At 54.1% G+C, this 18,959-nt stretch carries 13 protein-coding genes; 8 read left to right on the top strand and 5 right to left on the bottom strand.

The genetic code is table 11. The annotated features are described in order from the left end of the window. Positions 1 to 44: 44 nt before the first annotated feature. Entirely contained in the window at positions 45 to 2,312 is a 2,268-nt protein-coding gene (locus BLR09_RS15485; RefSeq protein ID WP_093204040.1) for an aconitate hydratase, read from the bottom strand. A 464-nt stretch (positions 2,313 to 2,776) separates the two neighbouring features. Here BLR09_RS15485 and topA point away from each other — a divergent pair, with 464 nt between their 5' ends. The 3 genes from topA to BLR09_RS15500 all read left to right on the top strand — a co-directional run bounded on the left by topA (position 2,777) and on the right by BLR09_RS15500 (position 7,819). Next, complete coding sequence (gene topA, locus BLR09_RS15490) at positions 2,777 to 5,284, top strand: type I DNA topoisomerase (protein WP_093204043.1); 2,508 nt, start codon at positions 2,777 to 2,779, stop codon at positions 5,282 to 5,284. 37 nt (positions 5,285 to 5,321) lie between these two features. Further along, positions 5,322 to 6,038 (top strand): SIR2 family NAD-dependent protein deacylase, encoded by a 717-nt coding sequence (locus BLR09_RS15495; protein ID WP_093204047.1) that lies wholly within the window; start codon positions 5,322 to 5,324, stop codon positions 6,036 to 6,038. Positions 6,039 to 6,199: 161 nt separating this feature from the next. After that, positions 6,200 to 7,819 (top strand): S8 family peptidase, encoded by a 1,620-nt coding sequence (locus BLR09_RS15500; protein WP_093204050.1) that lies wholly within the window; start codon positions 6,200 to 6,202, stop codon positions 7,817 to 7,819. 49 nt (positions 7,820 to 7,868) lie between these two features. Here BLR09_RS15500 and BLR09_RS15505 read toward each other — a convergent pair whose 3' ends face one another. From BLR09_RS15505 to BLR09_RS15520, 4 genes are all read right to left on the bottom strand, one after another. Continuing rightward, complete coding sequence (locus BLR09_RS15505) at positions 7,869 to 8,450, bottom strand: TetR/AcrR family transcriptional regulator (RefSeq protein ID WP_093204053.1); 582 nt, start codon at positions 8,448 to 8,450, stop codon at positions 7,869 to 7,871. Positions 8,451 to 8,476: 26 nt separating this feature from the next. Beyond that, positions 8,477 to 9,283, bottom strand: coding sequence for an N-acetylmuramoyl-L-alanine amidase-like domain-containing protein (locus BLR09_RS15510; RefSeq protein WP_093204055.1), 807 nt, complete (start codon positions 9,281 to 9,283; stop codon positions 8,477 to 8,479). Between the two features lie 102 nt (positions 9,284 to 9,385). Next, on the bottom strand, positions 9,386 to 10,669 hold the full coding sequence (locus tag BLR09_RS15515) for an MFS transporter (protein WP_218126664.1): 1,284 nt from the start codon (positions 10,667 to 10,669) through the stop codon (positions 9,386 to 9,388). A gap of 9 nt (positions 10,670 to 10,678) precedes the next feature. Then, positions 10,679 to 12,379: an alpha-amylase family protein gene (locus tag BLR09_RS15520; protein WP_093204058.1), complete on the bottom strand. Its 1,701-nt coding sequence runs from the start codon at positions 12,377 to 12,379 to the stop codon at positions 10,679 to 10,681. 157 nt (positions 12,380 to 12,536) lie between these two features. Between BLR09_RS15520 and BLR09_RS15525 the strand changes: the two genes are divergently transcribed. The 5 genes from BLR09_RS15525 to BLR09_RS15545 are packed head-to-tail and all read left to right on the top strand — an operon-like array spanning position 12,537 to position 18,959. Next, positions 12,537 to 14,498 (top strand): glycoside hydrolase family 13 protein, encoded by a 1,962-nt coding sequence (locus BLR09_RS15525; RefSeq protein ID WP_093204285.1) that lies wholly within the window; start codon positions 12,537 to 12,539, stop codon positions 14,496 to 14,498. Positions 14,499 to 14,521: 23 nt separating this feature from the next. After that, a complete protein-coding gene (gene pgmB / locus BLR09_RS15530; RefSeq protein ID WP_245689935.1) occupies positions 14,522 to 15,163 on the top strand; it encodes a beta-phosphoglucomutase in 642 nt (213 codons plus the stop codon). Position 15,164: 1 nt separating this feature from the next. Then, the gene (locus BLR09_RS15535) at positions 15,165 to 17,468 is read left to right on the top strand and encodes a family 65 glycosyl hydrolase domain-containing protein (protein WP_093204063.1); all 2,304 of its coding nucleotides are present in this window, start codon (positions 15,165 to 15,167) and stop codon (positions 17,466 to 17,468) included. Between the two features lie 58 nt (positions 17,469 to 17,526). Beyond that, positions 17,527 to 18,075 carry a GNAT family N-acetyltransferase gene (locus BLR09_RS15540; protein ID WP_093204065.1) on the top strand — a complete coding sequence of 183 codons (549 nt, stop codon included), beginning with the start codon at positions 17,527 to 17,529 and terminating at the stop codon, positions 18,073 to 18,075. Beyond that, positions 18,066 to 18,959, top strand: coding sequence for a sigma-70 family RNA polymerase sigma factor (locus tag BLR09_RS15545; protein WP_093204068.1), 894 nt, complete (start codon positions 18,066 to 18,068; stop codon positions 18,957 to 18,959). The genes BLR09_RS15540 and BLR09_RS15545 overlap by 10 nt, the downstream gene beginning before the upstream one ends.

The raw sequence follows: 18,959 nt of genomic DNA on the forward strand, positions 1-18,959 counted from the left end.
AGCCCTGGCTCACACCAGGGCTTTTTCTTACTCATACGTGTACCTTACGCGCCTACGCTGGCCCGGATGATGTTCAGGGCGCCACCGGCCTTGAACCACTCGATCTGAGCGTCGTTATAGGTATGGTTAACCGGGAAAGTCTCGGTCGTACCATCTGCGTGGTTGAGGACAATCGTCAGTTGTTTACCCGGAGCGAATTCGGTCAGGCCAACGATGTCGATGGTATCGTCTTCCAGGATCTTGTCGTAATCGGCAGGATCAGCGAAGGTCAGGGCAAGCATACCCTGCTTCTTCAGGTTCGTTTCGTGGATACGGGCGAATGATTTCACGAGGATAGCCCGGACGCCGAGGTGGCGGGGCTCCATCGCTGCGTGTTCGCGGGATGAACCTTCTCCGTAGTTTTCATCACCGACAACGATCGTACCGATACCGGCAGCCTTGTAGCCGCGCTGGGTACCCGGAACGGTTCCTACTTCACCTGTCAGCTGGCTCTTCACTTCATTCGCCTTTTCGTTGAAGAAGTTCGTAGCGCCGATGAGGAGGTTATTGGAGATATTGTCGAGGTGACCACGGAACTTCAGCCACGGACCTGCCATGGAGATATGATCCGTCGTACACTTGCCTTTTGCCTTGATGAGCAGCTTGAGACCGGTGACGTCGGTACCTTCCCATGCCGTAAACGGCGCTAGGAGTTGCAGACGATCCGAAGTCGGAGATACAATTACCTGAACCGCAGATCCGTCAGCGGCGGGAGCCTGATAGCCGGCATCATCTACAGCAAAGCCGCGCGGGGGCAGCTCGAGTCCCTGGGGCTCGTCGAACTTAACAGCCACGCCATCGGTGTTGAGGAGGGTATCCGTGATGGGGTTGAATGTCAGGTCACCGGCAATGGCGAACGCCGTTACGATTTCGGGCGAAGCCACAAACGCGTGGGTATTCGGGTTGCCGTCGTTCCGGGCCTTGAAGTTCCGGTTGAACGACGTGATGATCGAGTTCTTCTTGGTGGGGTCGCTGGTGTGGCGGGCCCACTGACCGATACACGGTCCGCAGGCATTGGCCATCACAACGGCACCCATGGTATCGAAGATATCGATGAAGCCGTCGCGCTCGATTGTGAAGCGAACCAGCTCCGAACCGGGCGTAATGGTGTATTCGGCTTTCGCCTTCAGCTTCTTGTCAACGGCCTGTTGGGCGAGGCTGGCAGCGCGGCTGATGTCTTCGTAGGAAGAGTTGGTGCAGGAACCGATCAGACCTACTTCGAGCTCTGCCGGCCAGTTGTTTTCCTTCACCGCCTGAGCGAATTTAGAAAGCGGCCAGGCCAGATCGGGGGTGAACGGGCCGTTGATGTGCGGCTCGAGCGTCGACAGGTCAAGTTCGATCAGTTGATCGTAGTAGGCAGCCGGGTCAGCGTATACTTCATCATCGGAACGGAGGTATCCGGCAACGCCGTCAGCCAGTTCGGCAACGTCGGCACGGCCCGTACCTTTGAGGTATTCAGCCATTTTCGGGTCATACGCGAAGATGGAAGTCGTCGCCCCGATTTCCGCACCCATGTTACAGATCGTACCTTTTCCAGTAGCAGAAAGGCTTTCAGCGCCTTCGCCGAAGTATTCGACGATCGCACCGGTACCGCCTTTCACGGTCAGCTGACCGGCTACCCAAAGGATAACGTCTTTTGCGGAAGTCCAGCCGCTGAGTTTGCCCGTGAGCTTCACACCGATCAGTTTCGGCATTTTCAGTTCCCAGGCAAGGCCAGCCATAACGTCGCAGGCATCCGCGCCGCCGACACCGATCGCAACCATACCCAGACCGCCGGCATTCGGGGTGTGGGAGTCGGTACCGATCATCATGCCGCCCGGGAACGCATAGTTCTCGAGTACTACCTGGTGAATAATCCCGGCTCCGGGTTTCCAGAAACCAATTCCGTATTTATTGGATACCGACGAGAGGAAGTCGAATACTTCCTTTGACTGCGTCACAGCGTTCGTAAGGTCTTCCTTCGCACCTACTTTCGCCTGGATCAGGTGGTCACAGTGTACGGTTGAGGGAACGGCTACTTTCGGACGACCTGCCTGCATGAACTGGAGCAATGCCATCTGGGCAGTCGCATCCTGCATCGCCACGCGGTCGGGAGCGAAGTCTACGTAATCCTTGCCACGCGTAAACGGAGTACTAAGCGAACTATCCCAAAGGTGAGCGTATAAAATCTTCTCCGAAAGAGTCATCGGCCGACCCAGTACCTGCCGTGCGGTTGCCACTCGTTCCGGCATCCGGGCGTACAGGGCCTTAATCATCTCAATGTCAAAAGCCATCGTTTCTATTAGCGTTTAAAATAATGAAGGAACAGGTCTTTGCCGCAAAACTACAAAACAAGTGGGGTCATGCCACGAGAAAATCTGAAATTCCTGCTCAGATATTATACATGGATATCCACCCGATTTGAGCGCCGCTGCCGGGGACTCAACTACCCTCCGGCATGGGTTTTTCTGCCCGTAACAGGATAAAAGGTAGACGGAAAGAAGGCTCACGGAACCCTACCCGATTGGCTAACGTTGCCACGATTGGATCAGTTTCCGGTAGTGCCCGTCTGTCTGTTCTACAAAACCATCTGCTAAAAAAGAAGCTCTTTAGCCGGTTGATTTTCAGCAAATTTTATACTTTCCACTGCTTTTTTTACCAAATATTCCGCTTTGTTGGAAAGGAATAGTTGCCTGTGTTTCGAATTTTTGTCACTTATTTTGGCAGACGCTTCCCATACACCTAATGTCGCATTATTATGGCCAAGAAGAACCTTGTCATAGTGGAGTCACCCGCCAAAGCCAAGACCATTGAAGGGTATCTGGGCGGGGATTTTCAGGTTAAATCCAGCTACGGACACGTCCGGGATCTGCCTGATAAAGGGCTCGCTATTGATATTAAAAACGGTTTTCTCCCCACTTACGAGGTATCGCCGGACAAGGTGAAAGTCGTCAACGAACTGCGGCAGCTTGCCAAGTCCTCACAGGAAGTGTGGCTGGCAACTGACGACGACCGGGAAGGAGAAGCTATTTCCTGGCACCTGAAGGAAACGCTCGGTTTGCCCGATTCGACCAAACGGATCGTATTCCGGGAAATCACGAAAGGCGCCATCCAGAAGGCTATTCAGAATCCGCGTACGATCAATCAGGACCTCGTCAATGCCCAGCAGGCACGCCGGGTACTCGACCGCCTGATCGGTTTCGAGCTTTCTCCCGTCCTATGGGAAAAAGTCAAGCGCGGTCTTTCCGCCGGCCGCGTACAGTCGGTAGCGGTACGCCTCGTCGTCGAACGCGAACGCGATATTGACAAGTTCAAGTCGAAATCCAGTTTCAAGGTTGTAGCGCTTTTCAGACTCGAAGGAGGGAAAGTACTGCAGGCGGAGCTCGCTAAAAACCTGGAGACGGCCGAGCTCGCCCGGACTTTCCTCGAAAAATGCCGCGGCGCCATCTTCACCATCAAAAACCTGGAGACCAAGCCGGCCAAGAAATCACCCGCGCCGCCCTTCACCACCTCTACACTTCAGCAGGAAGCCAGCCGGAAGCTCGGATACTCCGTCGCCTCCACCATGCTGTATGCCCAGAAGTTGTACGAAGCGGGGAAGATCAGCTACATGCGTACCGACTCCACGAATCTGAGCGAAGAAGCCATTTCCAAGTCGAAGGCTTCCATTATCGATCAGTTCGGTGATTCCTACTCACAGGTACGGAAATACAAGACGAAAAACGAGTCGGCACAGGAAGCGCACGAAGCCATCCGTCCGACCGAATTTTCCGTTGCCTCTGCAGGAGAAACCCGCCAGGAGCAGCGTTTGTACGAGCTGATCTGGAAGCGCGCCATCGCTTCGCAGATGGCGGATGCACAACTTGAGCGTACCACAGCAACCATCGGAATATCAACCACTTCGGAAGAGCTCATCGCACAGGGTGAAGTCATCAAGTTCGACGGTTTCCTGAAAGTATACCTGGAGTCGAAAGACGACGAAGACGAAGAAAGCAAGGGCATGCTGCCGCCGCTTTCTATCGGTCAGGTACTCGACCTCGACAACATGAAGGCCACAGAGCGCTTCAGCCGCCCGCCCGCCCGCTTTACGGAAGCGAGTCTCGTCAAGGAACTGGAAGAGCGGGGTATCGGGCGTCCGTCAACCTATGCGCCGACGATCTCGACGATTATCAAGCGGGAATACGTCGTCAAGGAAGACCGTCCCGGCAAGGAACGCAGTTTCCAGGAACTCGTTCTGAAAGACAATGCCATTCGGGAAAGTACCGGAAAAGAAACGTATGGTACCGAAAAGGCCAAGCTTTTCCCGACGACGATCGGTATGATTGTCAATGACTTCCTGGTGCAGAATTTCGATAACGTGGTGGATTTCAAGTTTACCGCGGATATGGAGGAGGAATTCGACAAGATCGCTGAAGGCCAGATCGAATGGCAGCGGATGATCGATAATTTTTACAAGAACTTCCACTCCACGATCGAACAGAGTTCCAGTGCCGAAAAAAGTTCGGTAACGTCGGCCCGGGAGCTGGGTATCGACCCGAAAACCGGGAAGCCGGTATCGGTACGTCTCGGCAAGTACGGACCGTATGCGCAACTCGGCGACTCCAAGGACGAGCAGAAGCCCCAATACGCCAACCTGCCGAAGGATAAGCTCCTGGAAACCATTACGCTGGAAGAAGCGATTGAGCTCTTCAAACTACCCCGGACCGTGGGCGAGTACGAAGGCAAGGAGCTGCTCGTCAACATCGGGAAACTGGGACCGTACGTCAAGTTTGACGACAAGTACTTTAACCTCACTCCGGAAGACGATCCGTATACCATCGACGAGGAGCGGGCTGTACAGCTGATCGAGGAAAAACGGGCCGCGGAAGTATCCGAAATGCTCGGGCTTTTCGAAAATAATCCGATTACCAAGGGCAAGGGTCGCTTCGGGCCGTATGTCAAGCACGACGGGAAGTTTTTCTCCCTGCCACGCGGCATGAACCTGGCGACGATTTCCCTGGAAGAGGCGATTACCGTCATCCAGAACAAGCGGAATGCTGAAGCCAACAAGGTCATCCGTGAATTTCCGGAAAACCCGTCTGTAAAAGTGCTGAACGGGCAATACGGGCCGTATATCCAGATCGGCAAGCGGAACGTACGTATTCCGAAGGGTACTGACCCGGCAACGCTGACGCTCGAACAATGCCTGGAACTCGGCGGCGAAACACCCGCAGCCGAAGAAAAAGAGAAGAAGCCGGCCCGGAAAAAGGCCGAATCCAAAAAATAACCTGCTGCCGGCCATCCGCCGGCAGCTTTTGTTTTCGATGAAAAAACTGGTGATACTCAGCGGGGCCGGCATTTCAGCAGAAAGCGGGATCCGGACTTTTCGCGACTCCGGTGGTCTGTGGGAAAACCACCGCGTAGAAGATGTCGCCACGCCCGAAGCCTGGAAACGAAATCCGGAGCTGGTCTTGGAGTTTTACAACCAGCGGCGCAAACAGGCGCTGGCAGCCGAACCAAACGAGGCTCATCTCCTGCTGGCGGCGCTGGAGACTGATTTTGATGTAACCATTATCACGCAAAATGTCGACGACCTGCACGAGCGGGCAGGCAGTACGGACGTTCTCCACCTGCACGGAGAGTTATTCAAAGCGCGGTCTACAGCCGATCCGTCGCTTGTTTACCCGGTTGACGGCTGGTCGCTGCAAATGGGTGATACCTGCGAACAGGGAAGCCAGCTCCGGCCGCATATCGTGTGGTTCGGGGAAGAAGTTCCGGCGATTTACGAGGCTATCCCGTTTTGTGAGGAAGCGGATGTATTTGTGGTAATCGGAACGTCCCTGCAGGTATACCCGGCAGCCGGGCTGGTCAACTATGTCGGCCGGTCGGTTCCCGTTTTTGTGATTGATCCGCATACTCCGGAAGTAGCCCGCTCCCGGAATGTGACCTATATCCGGGAAAAGGCCACGGACGGGATGAAGGTACTTCAGCGCCTTCTGTCGGAACCTCCGTTCCGGATGTCATCCCAACCGACCCTTTAACAAAATTTATCGGTCGTATTCCCGGTTAATTTTGTATTTTTTCCTTCCATTTCAGGGAAACAGGCAGAACGCCACCCGCTGGCAGACTCCTTTTCCGTTACTAGTGAAAAATCGTTCCGGATTTCCATGGGTATCCGGAAGACACATCAACAAAATTACCTATGCGTAAATGGTTCATTCCGGTGGCCGTACTGGCTGCTCATCTGGCAACCGCCCAAAGTCAGAACACGTCTTCTGAACCTGTAAAAACCAAGGCGCCGACCAACTGGTTTAACCTTGATTATTCTGCTGACAACGTGCGAGGTGTCAGTACCGAAAAGGCTTACGAACTCCTGAAAGGACGGAAATCTCATCCCGTGATCGTTGGCGTCATCGACTCGGGAATCGATATCAACCACGAAGACCTTAAGTCGGTCATCTGGAAGAACCCGAAGGAAATTGCCGGAAACGGCAAGGATGACGACGGAAACGGCTATATCGATGACGTCAACGGCTGGAGCTTTCTTGGCAACAAGGACGGCCGGAACATCGACAAGGAATCCCTCGAGCTGACCCGTGAATACGCCCGGTACAAGAAACTGTTCGACGGGAAATCGGAAGCCGACATTCCTGCCGATCAGAAAGACGCCTTCACGTACTACCAGGAGCTGAAGATCGCGTACAACGAAAAGGCGCAGGAATCAAAGATGATGCTGCCCCTGATCGAGAACCTCCTCAAGACCTACCAGGAGTCGACTGCGACGATCAAAGAATACCTGAAGAAAGACAGCTTCACGGCGGAAGACGTCTCCAAAATCGATAAAACCACGGCAGACGCGAAGGTGAAAAAGGCCATCTCTGTACTGGAACGTGGCTATCAGATGGGGTACAACGAGAAGGAACTGCAGGAAGGCCTGGATCACTACAAGACCGAAGCGGAAATCCAGCTCAACACCGATTTCAACGCCCGGAAAGAAATCATTGGCGACGATCCGGATAATACGGCCGATCACAACTACGGTAACAACGACGTCATCGGGCCTGACGCGCGCCACGGCACGCACGTAGCGGGTATCATCGGCGCTGACCGGACGAACTCCCTCGGAGTGAAAGGCGTAGCTGACAACGTCCGGATTATGGTCGTTCGGGCAGTACCCGACGGAGACGAACGTGATAAGGACGTTGCCAATGCCATCCGCTATGCGGTCGACAACGGTGCGCAAATTCTCAACATGTCATTCGGCAAGGCCTATTCTCCTCAGAAAGAGGCTGTTGATGAAGCAGTAAAATACGCGGAGAAGAAAGGAGTACTCCTCGTCCACGCGGCCGGCAACGAATCCAAGAATACCGACGAAGAGCCGAACTTCCCCAACCGGAAGTTTAAGAAAGGCGGAGAACCCAACAACTGGATCGAAGTTGGCGCGATCAGCTGGGAACCGAACAAGGTAGCCAGCTTCTCGAACTACGGAAAGAAAGGCGTTGATCTCTTCTCGCCGGGCGTCGCGTTGTATTCTACTGTTCCCGGTTCGAAATACGAAGAACTCGACGGAACGTCAATGGCCTCTCCGGTAGTAGCCGGTGTGGCTGCGCTCGTGAAGTCCTACTTCCCGAAAATTACGGCGGCGCAATTGAAAGATCTCCTGATCCAGTCGACCGTTAAATTCCCCGAGCAACAAGTCAATCTGCCGGGCGGCGACGGCCAGGTAGCCTTTGGCGAACTGTCCAATACGGGTGGTGAAGTCAATGCCTACCAGGCGGTGAAGCTGGCCCTGGAGTGGGAAAAGGCCGGAAAGATCAAGTAATCTGCCATACAACTGTATCAAAAAGGGGCGCTTCGGCGCCCCTTTTTCGTTATCGTTTCAACCCGTCCCAAACGGTATTGACGGCGGTATTGAGCAGCATCGGATCGACGGACAGGTCTCCGGAGAGTTTCATTTTCACGAGAGAGGTTATGTTTCCGTAGACCAGCCAGGCCATCAGTTTCGAGGAAATATCCTTCATCTGGCCGGTATGAATACCCTTTCGGAGAAATTCCCACAGAGGCTGATAGAAGCTGAAGATTTCTTCCTTCGGCATCTTGTTCATGATCGGGGAATTGGCGTAGTGCTCGATGAAGAGAAACTGATCCGGATTATTGACGAAGTAATGATACAACCCGAGAAACACGGCCCGGAAACGGTCACGGTATGGTTTCGCGGCGTCATCACTGTCGATAATAACCCGGGCTACTTTCTCCCGGTACATCAGAAAGAGTTCGTCAATGAGCTGCTCTTTGCTGTCGAAGTAGTGGTAGATGGTCCCTGCAGCGACGTTAGCGTGCTTCGCCACCATGCTCATCGGCGTGGCGTGAAACCCGTTTCTGGAAATCAGGTCGAGCGTGGCTTCCAGAATGGCGGTACGCTTGTCGGCAGGTCGTCCTGCTTTACTATTCATAGGTGCTTTTTAGCTTGGGGATGAAATCAACGTAAGCGGGCAACCATAATTCCGGTTTGGGTGGAGTGTTGCCGGAGGTACGCCGTGAGCGGTTCGGCAGTCAGCATCACTTTACCTTTTTCGGAGGAAGCATGCAGCAGGTAGATACGCCCGGCTTTCCGGACCGCAAATCCCTCGTGTGATACATCCAGTCCTTTGATCGACGACGTAATGCCGACAATATCTCCCGGCCGGAAAAGATCTTCGCGGATCCGGTCTTTTGGAATGAAAAACCGCGGGGTCGTCAGTAATTTCCTTTCCGCATCCAGCGTCAGGCGGTAAGCCGTACTGTCTCCGAGTGAAGGGTACAGCTGCCGGTGTCCCGACATAAAGTTGATGGGTTTGTCGTATGCCTGCCGGTCGCCCGGGTACACAAGATCGGCTTCTCCCCTTTCCACGAGTTGTCCCAGGAAGGAAGAAAAATAATGGAGCCGGCTCCCGTATCCCTGAATCACACCGCCCCGATAGCGGCATTGGGTGAGATTACGCCGGAAAGCGTCTGCCGTCCGTTCGTTATCCTGAATCGTCCGGGCAAGGGCCAGCACATTTTCGACGAAGGTTGTACAATCCAGCTGCCGGACGTTCACGACCAGATGCTCCTCCGGAGATTCAAGGGTATGTGCCACATAGGGCGTACCCAGAAAGCTCATCGCCACCTGTACGGCAGTTTCCGGAAGGGAGGCCTCCCGGGTAATGCGAAGTTTTTGTTTCAGCAGCTCGTCGTCCCCCGACTGCGTCCACGAAGTCAGCAGGGCAAGCAACAATATCCCCACCCACAGGCTGTTACGACTCATAGTGCATTATCCCTGCAAAAATAGAATTTCTGACAAAATCCGTAGTTGCCGGCCGGAAATCGAACCAAAATAGTATGTTTCCGGGTATTTATTTACCAAAACTCAATGTATTTCGTCCCGGATACGCAGCGTCAGCAAACCTGCCAAAATCAGAAAAAGGCCGCCGAAGACAACTACCTGCATCGGCGTAAGCCCCAGACCGCCCATCAGAGGCGCGAGGCCAAGGCTGGCACATACCTGAGGGATGACGATGAAAAAGTTAAATACCCCCATAAAATATCCCATGCGATGCGCCGGCAGACTCGACGCCAGCAGGGCATAGGGCATGGATAAGATACTCGCCCAGGCAATGCCTACCCCTCCCATCGCAACCAGTACCCAAACCGGCCCGGTGGCGAACCACAACGAAGCCAGGCCGAGGCCGCCGGTGACGAGACATACGAGGTGCGTACGTGTACGGCCTAGATTTTTTGCCAGAAAAGGAAGAAAAAGAGAAAAAACCGCTGAAACACCGTTGTAAACGGCAAAAGCTATCCCAACAAAATTCGCGCCCCGGTTGTAGGCGTCTGAAGAAGTATCCGTGGCGCCAAAGACGTGGCCCGTAATCGCCGCGGTCGTATAAATCCACATGCAGAACAAGCCGAACCAGGTGAAAAACTGCACCCAGGCGAGTTGCTTCATGATTTCCGGCATCTGGAAAATACCGGAAAACGACTCCCGGATACCAGCCAGGATACCCGTTGGCTCGTGGTGTTCGTGCGGAGGATATTCACTGGTTTTCAGGACGGTATACAACACGCATCCGAAAAACGCGATTGCACCAAGGTAATACGACCACTTGACGGAATCCGGTACCAAACCCGCCGAAGCGGTATTCGGTACCCCCCACCACGTCAGGATAGCAGGCAGAGAAGATGCCACAATTGCGCCGATACCGATGAAAAAGCTCTGCATCGCGAAACCGGAGGTGTTCTGGTCATCCGGCAACATGTCTCCGACAAACGCCCGGAAGGGCTCCATCGAAATATTGATCGACGCGTCCATCACCCAGAGCATCAGCCCCGCCATCCAGAGACTGGAGGAATTGGGCATGGCGATCAGCGCCAGACTTGCCAGCACGGCGCCGATGAAGAAAAAGGGCCGGCGACGCCCCCAGCGCGGATGCCAGGTACGGTCGCTCAGGTACCCGATGACCGGCTGGACCAGCAACCCTGTAAGCGGAGCGGCTACCCAGAGGATGGGTATCTCGTCGGCATTGGCACCGAGTGTCGAAAAAATCCGACTGGTATTGGCATTCTGCAGGGCAAATCCGAATTGTATGCCCATAAAGCCGAAGCTCATGTTCCAGATTTGCCAGAAGGAAAGACGCGGTTTCGGTGCCGTCATCGTGTTGTATCAGGTCAGGGAAAAAATCAGAACGCCGGCAGGCGGGATCATTACCGGGATACCCTCTGTGGCTTCGCCGTGCTGGTCGGTGTCGCCAAAAATCTCCTGGTATCGGAATGGCGTACCGGGCTGGTGGCCCGCCATCGACCGGAAAAGATCGGGAATCCGGACAAACGTAGAGGTTTCCTGCGTCAGTTGAAAACTCACGACAAACAACAGTACTTCCGTCGGCGTATACCGGAGATAGCTGTAGATACGGTCGTATCCGGTCGACTGCCCGTTATCGTTAACATACTGTAAATCAAAGAAATCGCCGGTCTTCACAGCTTCCGACGTGAGGCATAGATGGTTGACAGCGGCATAAAATGCCAGCAGCTCTTTCTGCCCGGGCGTGAGACCGGCGCCGTCGAACGTACCGCCGTTCATCAGTTGCTGCCAGTATGGTACCCGCCACCAGTCGAAGATCGTCGTACGCCCGTCATCACTCTGAAAGCCTTCGGCTTCAGTCGCCGGCTCTCCTACTTCCTGCCCGAAGTAATACATGAGCGGGCCACGGCCCAGCGTCGCCGAAACGACCCACGCCGGGCGGGCATAGCGGGCGTCTCCGGCAAAGAAACGGCTGGCAATACGCTGTTCGTCGTGGTTTTCGAGGAAACGGAGCATGTGCTCGTCGATGTCTCCGGACTCGTGCTGCCAGAGTCGCGTAATATCGGCGACGTCTCCATGCCCTTCCATGAGGCGGCGGAGGGCGTCATACAGGCCGACTTTGTCGTAGAGGTAATCGAACCCACCCTGAAAGATATAGGCTTGATACGCTGCCGGATTGTAGATTTCGGCGATGAAAACAACGTCAGCTGCTGCCTTTATTTGCGGAATACACCAGCCCCAGAATTCAACGGGTACCATTTCCGCCATGTCACACCGGAAGCCGTCGACGCCTTTTCCGGCCCAGAACAGGAGAATATCCCGCATTTTCAGCCAGGTAGACGGAATGGTATCAAAATGCCCTGCGCGACCGCCCAGGTAATCTACCCCATAATTGAGTTTAACGGTCTCGTACCAGTCGTTGATACCGGGATGCGCCGTAAATACATCGTTTCCGGTCGCCCGGGCCGGATATTCGTGGTATGGCTGGGTGGACTCCATCGGCAGGCGGATACCCTCGGGTACAGTAAAGTCCTGGCCGGGCAAATAGTAAAAGTTATTCTGCGGGGAAAAGGCTATCGTCGCGTCGTCTCCCTCACCCAGGTCCTGAATGCCTGCCGGTCTGGCATCGGAATGATAGGTCCTGGAAACGTGATTGGGAATAAAATCGATGATGATTTTCAGGCCATTGGCATGAATACGCTCAACCATCGCTTCAAATTCGTTCATGCGTTTCGACGGATCGGACGCGAGATAAGGATTGACGTCGTAATAATCCTTGATTGCATAGGGAGAACCGGCACGGCCTTTGATCACGGCCGGGTGGTCTTTCTGAATACCCTCTGCCGAAAAATCCTCCATCGTCGCATGCTCGATAATCCCCATCGGCCAGAGATGTGTAACGCCAAAGGATGTCAGGTGACGCAATGCCGCGTCGTCGAGGTCGTTAAAGGTACCGGTGCCGTTCTCCGCCAATGAGCCCCAGGGGACTACTTTTGTATTTTTATTTCCGGATAGCCGGAGAGTAAGCTCATAAACCAGTAGTTTGTGGTGTGCTTTCGCCATGAGAAACAGACAGGAATAAAACGGAATGAGTCAGTGAATCCGGCCCCGTGAACATTTCGCAAAACCGGGATCGATCAAAAATAAGTACATTTTCCTATTTGGTAGTCCATCATTTACGCCGATTTCGGAAATTGCCTGCGCCATTGTTATGTCTTTCATGACGCGTTGTTACTTTCTTCCCGGACGCCTGCAAAATCTTCGGTACACGCCGATTGCAGGTTTTTTGTATCTGCTCCTGATGTTTCCGACAGACGTACTCTCCCAGACCATTCAGATTCAGCGTGTTAGTCCCGCTCACTGGTTTACCGGCTTCCAGCGCCAGTCGCTGCAGCTCCTGCTCTATGGCCCCGGTATCAAAGGCACGAAAGTCCGGACAACGTATCCGGGCGTGACAGTCGACCGCGTTCAGTACACCGACAATCCGAACTACATTTTCGCAGACCTTACCATCAGCCCGGCGGCAAAGCCCGGTATGGTAACGTTTCAGTTGTCCCGGATTTTTCCGTTAACCGAAAAACGCGCGAACGGCAGTACCGTCGTCAACGGTGGAAAAGAAGTAACCATCACCCTGCCGTATGAACTGAAAGCCCGGACGGCAAAGCCGAAGCCGGTCACCTCCGCCGATTTTATCTACCTGATTATGCCCGACCGGTTTGCAGACGGCGATCCGTCGCTTGACCGTGTCACCGGCATGGCAGACAACGAGACTGACCGGTCCAACCCCTTTCGCCGGCACGGCGGCGACCTCCGGGGCGTTACCCGGCACCTCGACTACCTGGCAGACCTCGGCGTAACGACCCTATGGCTCACGCCGGTACTCGAAAACGACCAGCCTTTGACCGATGAAAACGGCACTCAGCGCTCTTCGTATCACGGCTATGGCATTACGGACCATGATCACGTCGACAAACGCCTGGGAGGCGACGACGCCTATAAAAGACTCGTCGACGCCGCTCACGGAAAGGGTTTGAAAATTATTCACGACGTCGTGTACAACCACATGGGGCTGTACCACTGGCTGATGAAGGACCTTCCGTCTAAAGACTGGCTGCATGCCTGGCCTTCGTACCAGAACACGAGCTACCGGGACCAGCCGCTGGTAGACCCGTACGGCGCGGAAATTGACCGGAAAATAAGTCGGGAAGGCTGGTTTGTACCGTTCATGCCCGACCTCAACCAGCAACAGCCACAGGTTGTTAACTACCTGATTCAACAGGCGTTGTATGCGATTGAGACGTTTGGCGTCGATGGTTTCCGCGTCGATTCGTACTTCTACAACGATCCGGATTTTCTGAACCGCCTCAACGAGGCCTTGTTCCGGGAATTTCCGGGCTTTTTTATCTGCGGGGAAAACTGGGTCAACAGCGTCACGAATCAGGCGTATTTTGTACGGAACCGCATTCAGACATCCTGGAAAAGTAACCTCCCCTCCGCGATTGATTTTCAGCTGTATTTTGCAACCAACGACGCCCTGAACCAGGCATTCGGCTGGAACGAGGGCGTTCAGCGCTGGTACCAGGTACTTGCCCAGGATTTACTTTACGAAGACGCCTTCCGGAACGTGGTTTTCCTGGACAATCACGACCAGAACCGGTTCTTTTCGGTCGTTGGAGAAGACCTGCGGAAATACAAAATGGGTATCGCTTTTTTGTTGACGACCCGGGGTATTCCCCAACTCTACTACGGCACAGAAATCCTGATGAAGAACTTCAAAAATCCCTCGGACGCCGAAGTACGGCAGGATTTTCCGGGGGGATTTCCCGGAGACCCGGCCGACAAGTTTACCGAGGCGGGCCGGAGCACCGTGGAGAACGAAGCCTTCCGCTATGTCCGGACACTGGCCCGTTACCGCCGGGAAACGCCCGCGCTTCAGACCGGAAAACTCATGCAGTTCGTCCCGCAGGACGGTATTTATGTCTATTTTCGGTACGATTCCGCCAAAACGATTCTGGTGGCTATCAATTCCAACCGGGAAGAAAAGGGACTGGCTACAGACCGCTTCGCCGAGCGTATGCAGGGCAAAACCAGCGGTCGCGATGTGCTGTCGGGATCTATCGTTTCCGATCTTTCCCACCTGAAACTACCGCCGCTGTCTGCCACGATACTGGAACTCAACTGAACACAACCTAACTGAAAACCAATTTGAAAGCGTGTCTTTTCGACCTTGACGGCGTGATCGTCGACACAGCCGTCTATCACTTCAAAGCCTGGCGCCGGCTGGCCAATGAACTGGGTTTTGATTTCACCGAGCACCAGAACGAGCAATTGAAGGGTATTTCCCGGATGGAGTCCCTGGAGCGGATACTCAGCTGGGGGGATGTTAGCCTTTCTCCCGAAGAAAAAGAAACCTGGGCCGCCCGGAAAAACGAATGGTACCTCGCATATGTCCGGCAGATGACGCCGGCTGAAGTACTGCCGGGCGTAAAGGATTTCCTGACAACCTTACACAAAAACGGTATTAAAATCGCCCTTGGATCAGCCAGTAAAAACGCCCCGCTCATTCTCGAACGGATCGAAATGGCTTCCTATTTTGACGCCGTCATCGATGGTACCCATACTACCCGCAGCAAACCCGATCCGGAAGTATTCCTCCTCGGGGCTCAGGCGCTGGGCTTCCCTCCTTCTGACTGCATCGTCTTCGAAGACGCGGTAGCCGGAATTGAAGCGGCGCACCGCGGCGGTATGAAGGCCGTCGGCATCGGCTCGCCGGAGGTACTCACCGAAGCCGACCTGGTAGTACCCGGTTTCACCCAACTGACTCTTGACCAATTGTTTGCCCTTTGATATGAAGAATTACCTGATACACGAGAACTGGACGATTAAGGAAGAAGGCTTTCATCCCGAATGGAACGAGATTACGGAGTCCATTATGTCACTCGGCAACGGCCGTATGGGCCAGCGGGGCAATTTTGAGGAAGGATATTCCGGAAAAACCCTTCCCGGCAACTATGTAGCCGGCGTCTATTTTCCGGATAAGACACGCGTTGGCTGGTGGAAAAACGGCTATCCGAATTATTTCGCCAAGGTTATCAATGCCGCCAACTGGATCGGCATCGGCATTACGGTTGGCGACGAGGTATTGGACCTCGCAGGCTGTCAGATTCTTGCGTTTGAGCGTACCCTGAACATGAAGGAAGGCTGGCTCAGCCGTTCCTGCGAAGCGATTCTGCCTTCGGGCCGGCGTATCCATATTCACTCACAACGGTTCTGCTCGCTGACGCATGACGAAGGCGGCGCCATTCGCTTCTCGGTTACGCCGCTCGATTTCAGCGATAAAATTACCTTCTTTCCCTATATCGACGGCACCATCTCGAACCGGGATGCCAACTACGATCAGAAATTCTGGGAAGAAACCGACCGGGAAACAAGCTTTGCCGAAGGATGCCTGCAGCTCCGAACCATTCCGAACCCGTATGGCGTTCCACAGTTTGAAGTGGCGACAGCGCAGCATTTCGAACTTCTGAGAGACGGAAAGTCTATTGAATTTCAGGCACTTCCTGTCAAACAGGAAAAATTCGTCGGTAGCAAAATTGTACTCGAAGCGACGGAAGGTACCGAACTTACCCTCATCAAGTATGCCTGTAACCTGAGCGATCTCAATCACCCGAAAGAAGAGCTGAGCGACCGCGCCAAAGCGTATGTCCGGCAGCTGGCCGCCATCGGATATGACGACCTGCTCGACGGGCAAATCGCTGCCTGGGAAGCCAAATGGGCGCAAATGGATATCGCGATTGAAGGAGATATCGCTGCCCAGCAGGGTATTCGCTTCAACCTGTTTCAGCTCAGTCAGACCTATACCGGTGAGGACGACCGCCTGAATATTGGTCCGAAAGGCTTTACCGGAGAAAAATATGGCGGCGTAACCTATTGGGATACAGAAGCTTACTGTATTCCTTTCTATCTATCGACCGCCGATCGGCACGTCGCCCGCAACCTCCTCGTATACCGTTGGAAGCAACTGGGCAAGGCCATCGAAAACGCCGGTAAGCTCGGGTTTACGGGCGGGGCAGCGCTCTATCCGATGGTCACGATGAACGGAGAAGAGTGCCACAATGAATGGGAAATTACGTTTGAAGAGATTCACCGCAACGGCGCAATCGCCTATGCCATTTACGATTACGTCCGCTATACCGGTGACACCTCGTATCTCGGCGAACACGGTTTTGAGGTACTGCTGGCTATTTCCCGGTTCTGGTCGCAGCGCATTACCTGGTCCGGCGAGCGGAAAAAGTACGTCATGCTTGGCGTAACCGGCCCGAACGAGTACGAAAACAACGTAAACAACAACTGGTATACCAGCTACATTGCCTGCTGGTGCCTGCGGTATACGCTGGAGGTCGCGGAGTACCTCAAATCCGTCGAACCCGGAAGGTATGACAGCCTCAGGGAGCAACTGCTGCTGGCTGAAGACGCGGAATTTGCCCGGTTCAAAGACATATTGGACAACATGTTTCTGCCTTATTCGGAGGAGCTGGGGGTTATTCTGCAGCAGGATGGGTACCTCGACAAAGAGCAGATACTCGTGCAGGAACTTCCGGCGGTAGACCGGCCGCTGAACCAGAAATGGTCGTGGGACCGGATTCTCCGCTCCTGCTTCATCAAGCAGGCGGATGTATTACAAGGTCTTTATTTCTTCGAAGACGAGTTTGACGAAGAGACCATCCGGAAGAATTTTGAGTTTTACGAACCACGGACGGTGCACGAATCGTCTCTGTCGCCCTGCGTGCATGCGATCCTGGCGTCGCGGCTGGGTCTGCACGAAAAGGCGTATGAAATGTACCTGAGAACCAGCCGATTGGACCTCGACGATTACAACAACGACACGGAAGACGGCCTTCACATTACCTCGATGGCCGGTACCTGGATGTCGGTCGTAAAGGGCTTTGGCGGGTTGCGGGTGAAAAACCATCAACTACATCTGTCGCCGACCTGCCCGGTGCAATGGAGCGCCTATTCGTTCAACGTTCGCTTCCGGGAAAACCTGCTGAAGGTACGCGTTACGGCTGAGGGTACTGTTGTAGACAACCACCAGGGACCTGAATTTACGGTCTGGGTTGACGGACAGCCACGCCTGATCCCGGCTGCTTAATTGCTCATTCTCAATAAGATGGCGGGAGTAATTCCCGCCATTTTTCCCGCCTATTGCTATGCTTGATCTTCATTTCGACCCGTTTCCGACGCTGAAGACAGAGCGGCTGATACTCCGCCGCCCTGTCGATTCCGACGTTCCCGATCTCTTCCGGATACGTTCCGATGCAGATGTCATGCGGTACATTCCCCGGACACTGGCACAAACGCACGATGACGTCCGGACATACCTGGCGAAACTGGATGAAATGACCAGCCGCGCGGATGGCCTGACATGGGCGATCGCAACGGCAGACGAGCCGGAGCGGCTGATGGGAACAATCGGCTTCGTTAACATCTACAAAGAGCACCACCGCTCGGAAGTCGGCTATGCCTTACATCCTGACTATCAGCGGAAAGGTTATGTACAGGAGGCGCTTGTGCGTGTGTTGGATTATGGTTTCGGGGAACTGGGTTTCCATACGGTTGAAGCGATTGTGGACCCGGCCAATGAAGCGTCTTCTTCTTTGCTGGAGAAAAACGGGTTCATCCAGGAGGCCCATTTCCGGGAGAACCGGATTTTCGAGGGACGTTTCCTCGATTGCCTGGTGTATACGCGATGGAAATAACGGCCGTCAGGGATGGGATTGAACAATTCGCCGGTTCGCTCAGACCCGTTCTGGTCCACTATGCCTATGCCATCACCGGTTCGCGCGAGACAGCCCGCGATCTCGTTCAGGATGCCTTTTTGCGGTTACTGGAGCAGCCCGACCGGCCTGTGCGGGATATCTGGAATTACCTCATACGAACGGTCATTCACCTGTCTGTCAACGAAGTAAAGCGATCAAACAGGGTATCCGGATACCCGGGTATCTGGCTACCGGAACCGGTTGCGACCGAGTCCGCAGACGGCGCCCTGAAACAAAGTGACATTCTGTCCTACTCCCTGCTCGCGTTGCTGGAAAAGCTCGATCCGCGGCAGCGGGCTGTATTTGTACTTCGGGAAGCGTTTGATTTTGAACATGCGGAAATCGCAGACATCCTTGGCTTTTCCGCTGCCAATAGCCGCCAATTAGTAAGCCGGGCTAAGAAGCGGCTCACTACTCCCTATCTTCCTGACAGTAAGCATATTACTATTCCCGAGGGGTATCTCGAAGCACTCCGGTCCGGCGATATCGAACGGCTCAAAGGTTTCTTTCACGAAGATATCCGGTCAGTTTCAGACGGCGGCGGGAAGGTTCCGGCGGCCCGGCGGCCGGTGGTTGGTCGTGACGACGTCGCGGCTTTTGTTTCCGGGATTTTTCACAAATTCCGCCGCAGACTGGTCGCTGCGACTGTCAATCATCAACCGGCTCTGCTGTTTTTCAACGACGATAAACTGGTAACCTGCCAGGTTTTTCAAATTTATAACAACCTGATTATCAATACATACTTTCTCCGTAATCCGGAAAAACTACGGGAATTGGAATACGCCGTTGTCACATCCGGAAGGGTTGAATTGTCTTCCTGTTAA

It is taken from the genome of Siphonobacter aquaeclarae, from assembly GCF_900103285.1.
Classification (GTDB): Bacteria; Bacteroidota; Bacteroidia; order Cytophagales; family Spirosomataceae; genus Siphonobacter; species Siphonobacter aquaeclarae.

Coding starts and splice junctions, on each gene's coding strand:
- BLR09_RS15485 (WP_093204040.1), bottom strand. CDS start 2,312: ATGGCTTTTGACATTGAGATGATTAAGGCCCTGTACGCCCGGATGCCG.
- topA (WP_093204043.1), top strand. CDS start 2,777: ATGGCCAAGAAGAACCTTGTCATAGTGGAGTCACCCGCCAAAGCCAAG.
- BLR09_RS15495 (WP_093204047.1), top strand. CDS start 5,322: ATGAAAAAACTGGTGATACTCAGCGGGGCCGGCATTTCAGCAGAAAGC.
- BLR09_RS15500 (WP_093204050.1), top strand. CDS start 6,200: ATGCGTAAATGGTTCATTCCGGTGGCCGTACTGGCTGCTCATCTGGCA.
- BLR09_RS15505 (WP_093204053.1), bottom strand. CDS start 8,450: ATGAATAGTAAAGCAGGACGACCTGCCGACAAGCGTACCGCCATTCTG.
- BLR09_RS15510 (WP_093204055.1), bottom strand. CDS start 9,283: ATGAGTCGTAACAGCCTGTGGGTGGGGATATTGTTGCTTGCCCTGCTG.
- BLR09_RS15515 (WP_218126664.1), bottom strand. CDS start 10,669: ATGACGGCACCGAAACCGCGTCTTTCCTTCTGGCAAATCTGGAACATG.
- BLR09_RS15520 (WP_093204058.1), bottom strand. CDS start 12,379: ATGGCGAAAGCACACCACAAACTACTGGTTTATGAGCTTACTCTCCGG.
- BLR09_RS15525 (WP_093204285.1), top strand. CDS start 12,537: ATGACGCGTTGTTACTTTCTTCCCGGACGCCTGCAAAATCTTCGGTAC.
- BLR09_RS15535 (WP_093204063.1), top strand. CDS start 15,165: ATGAAGAATTACCTGATACACGAGAACTGGACGATTAAGGAAGAAGGC.
- BLR09_RS15540 (WP_093204065.1), top strand. CDS start 17,527: ATGCTTGATCTTCATTTCGACCCGTTTCCGACGCTGAAGACAGAGCGG.
- BLR09_RS15545 (WP_093204068.1), top strand. CDS start 18,066: ATGGAAATAACGGCCGTCAGGGATGGGATTGAACAATTCGCCGGTTCG.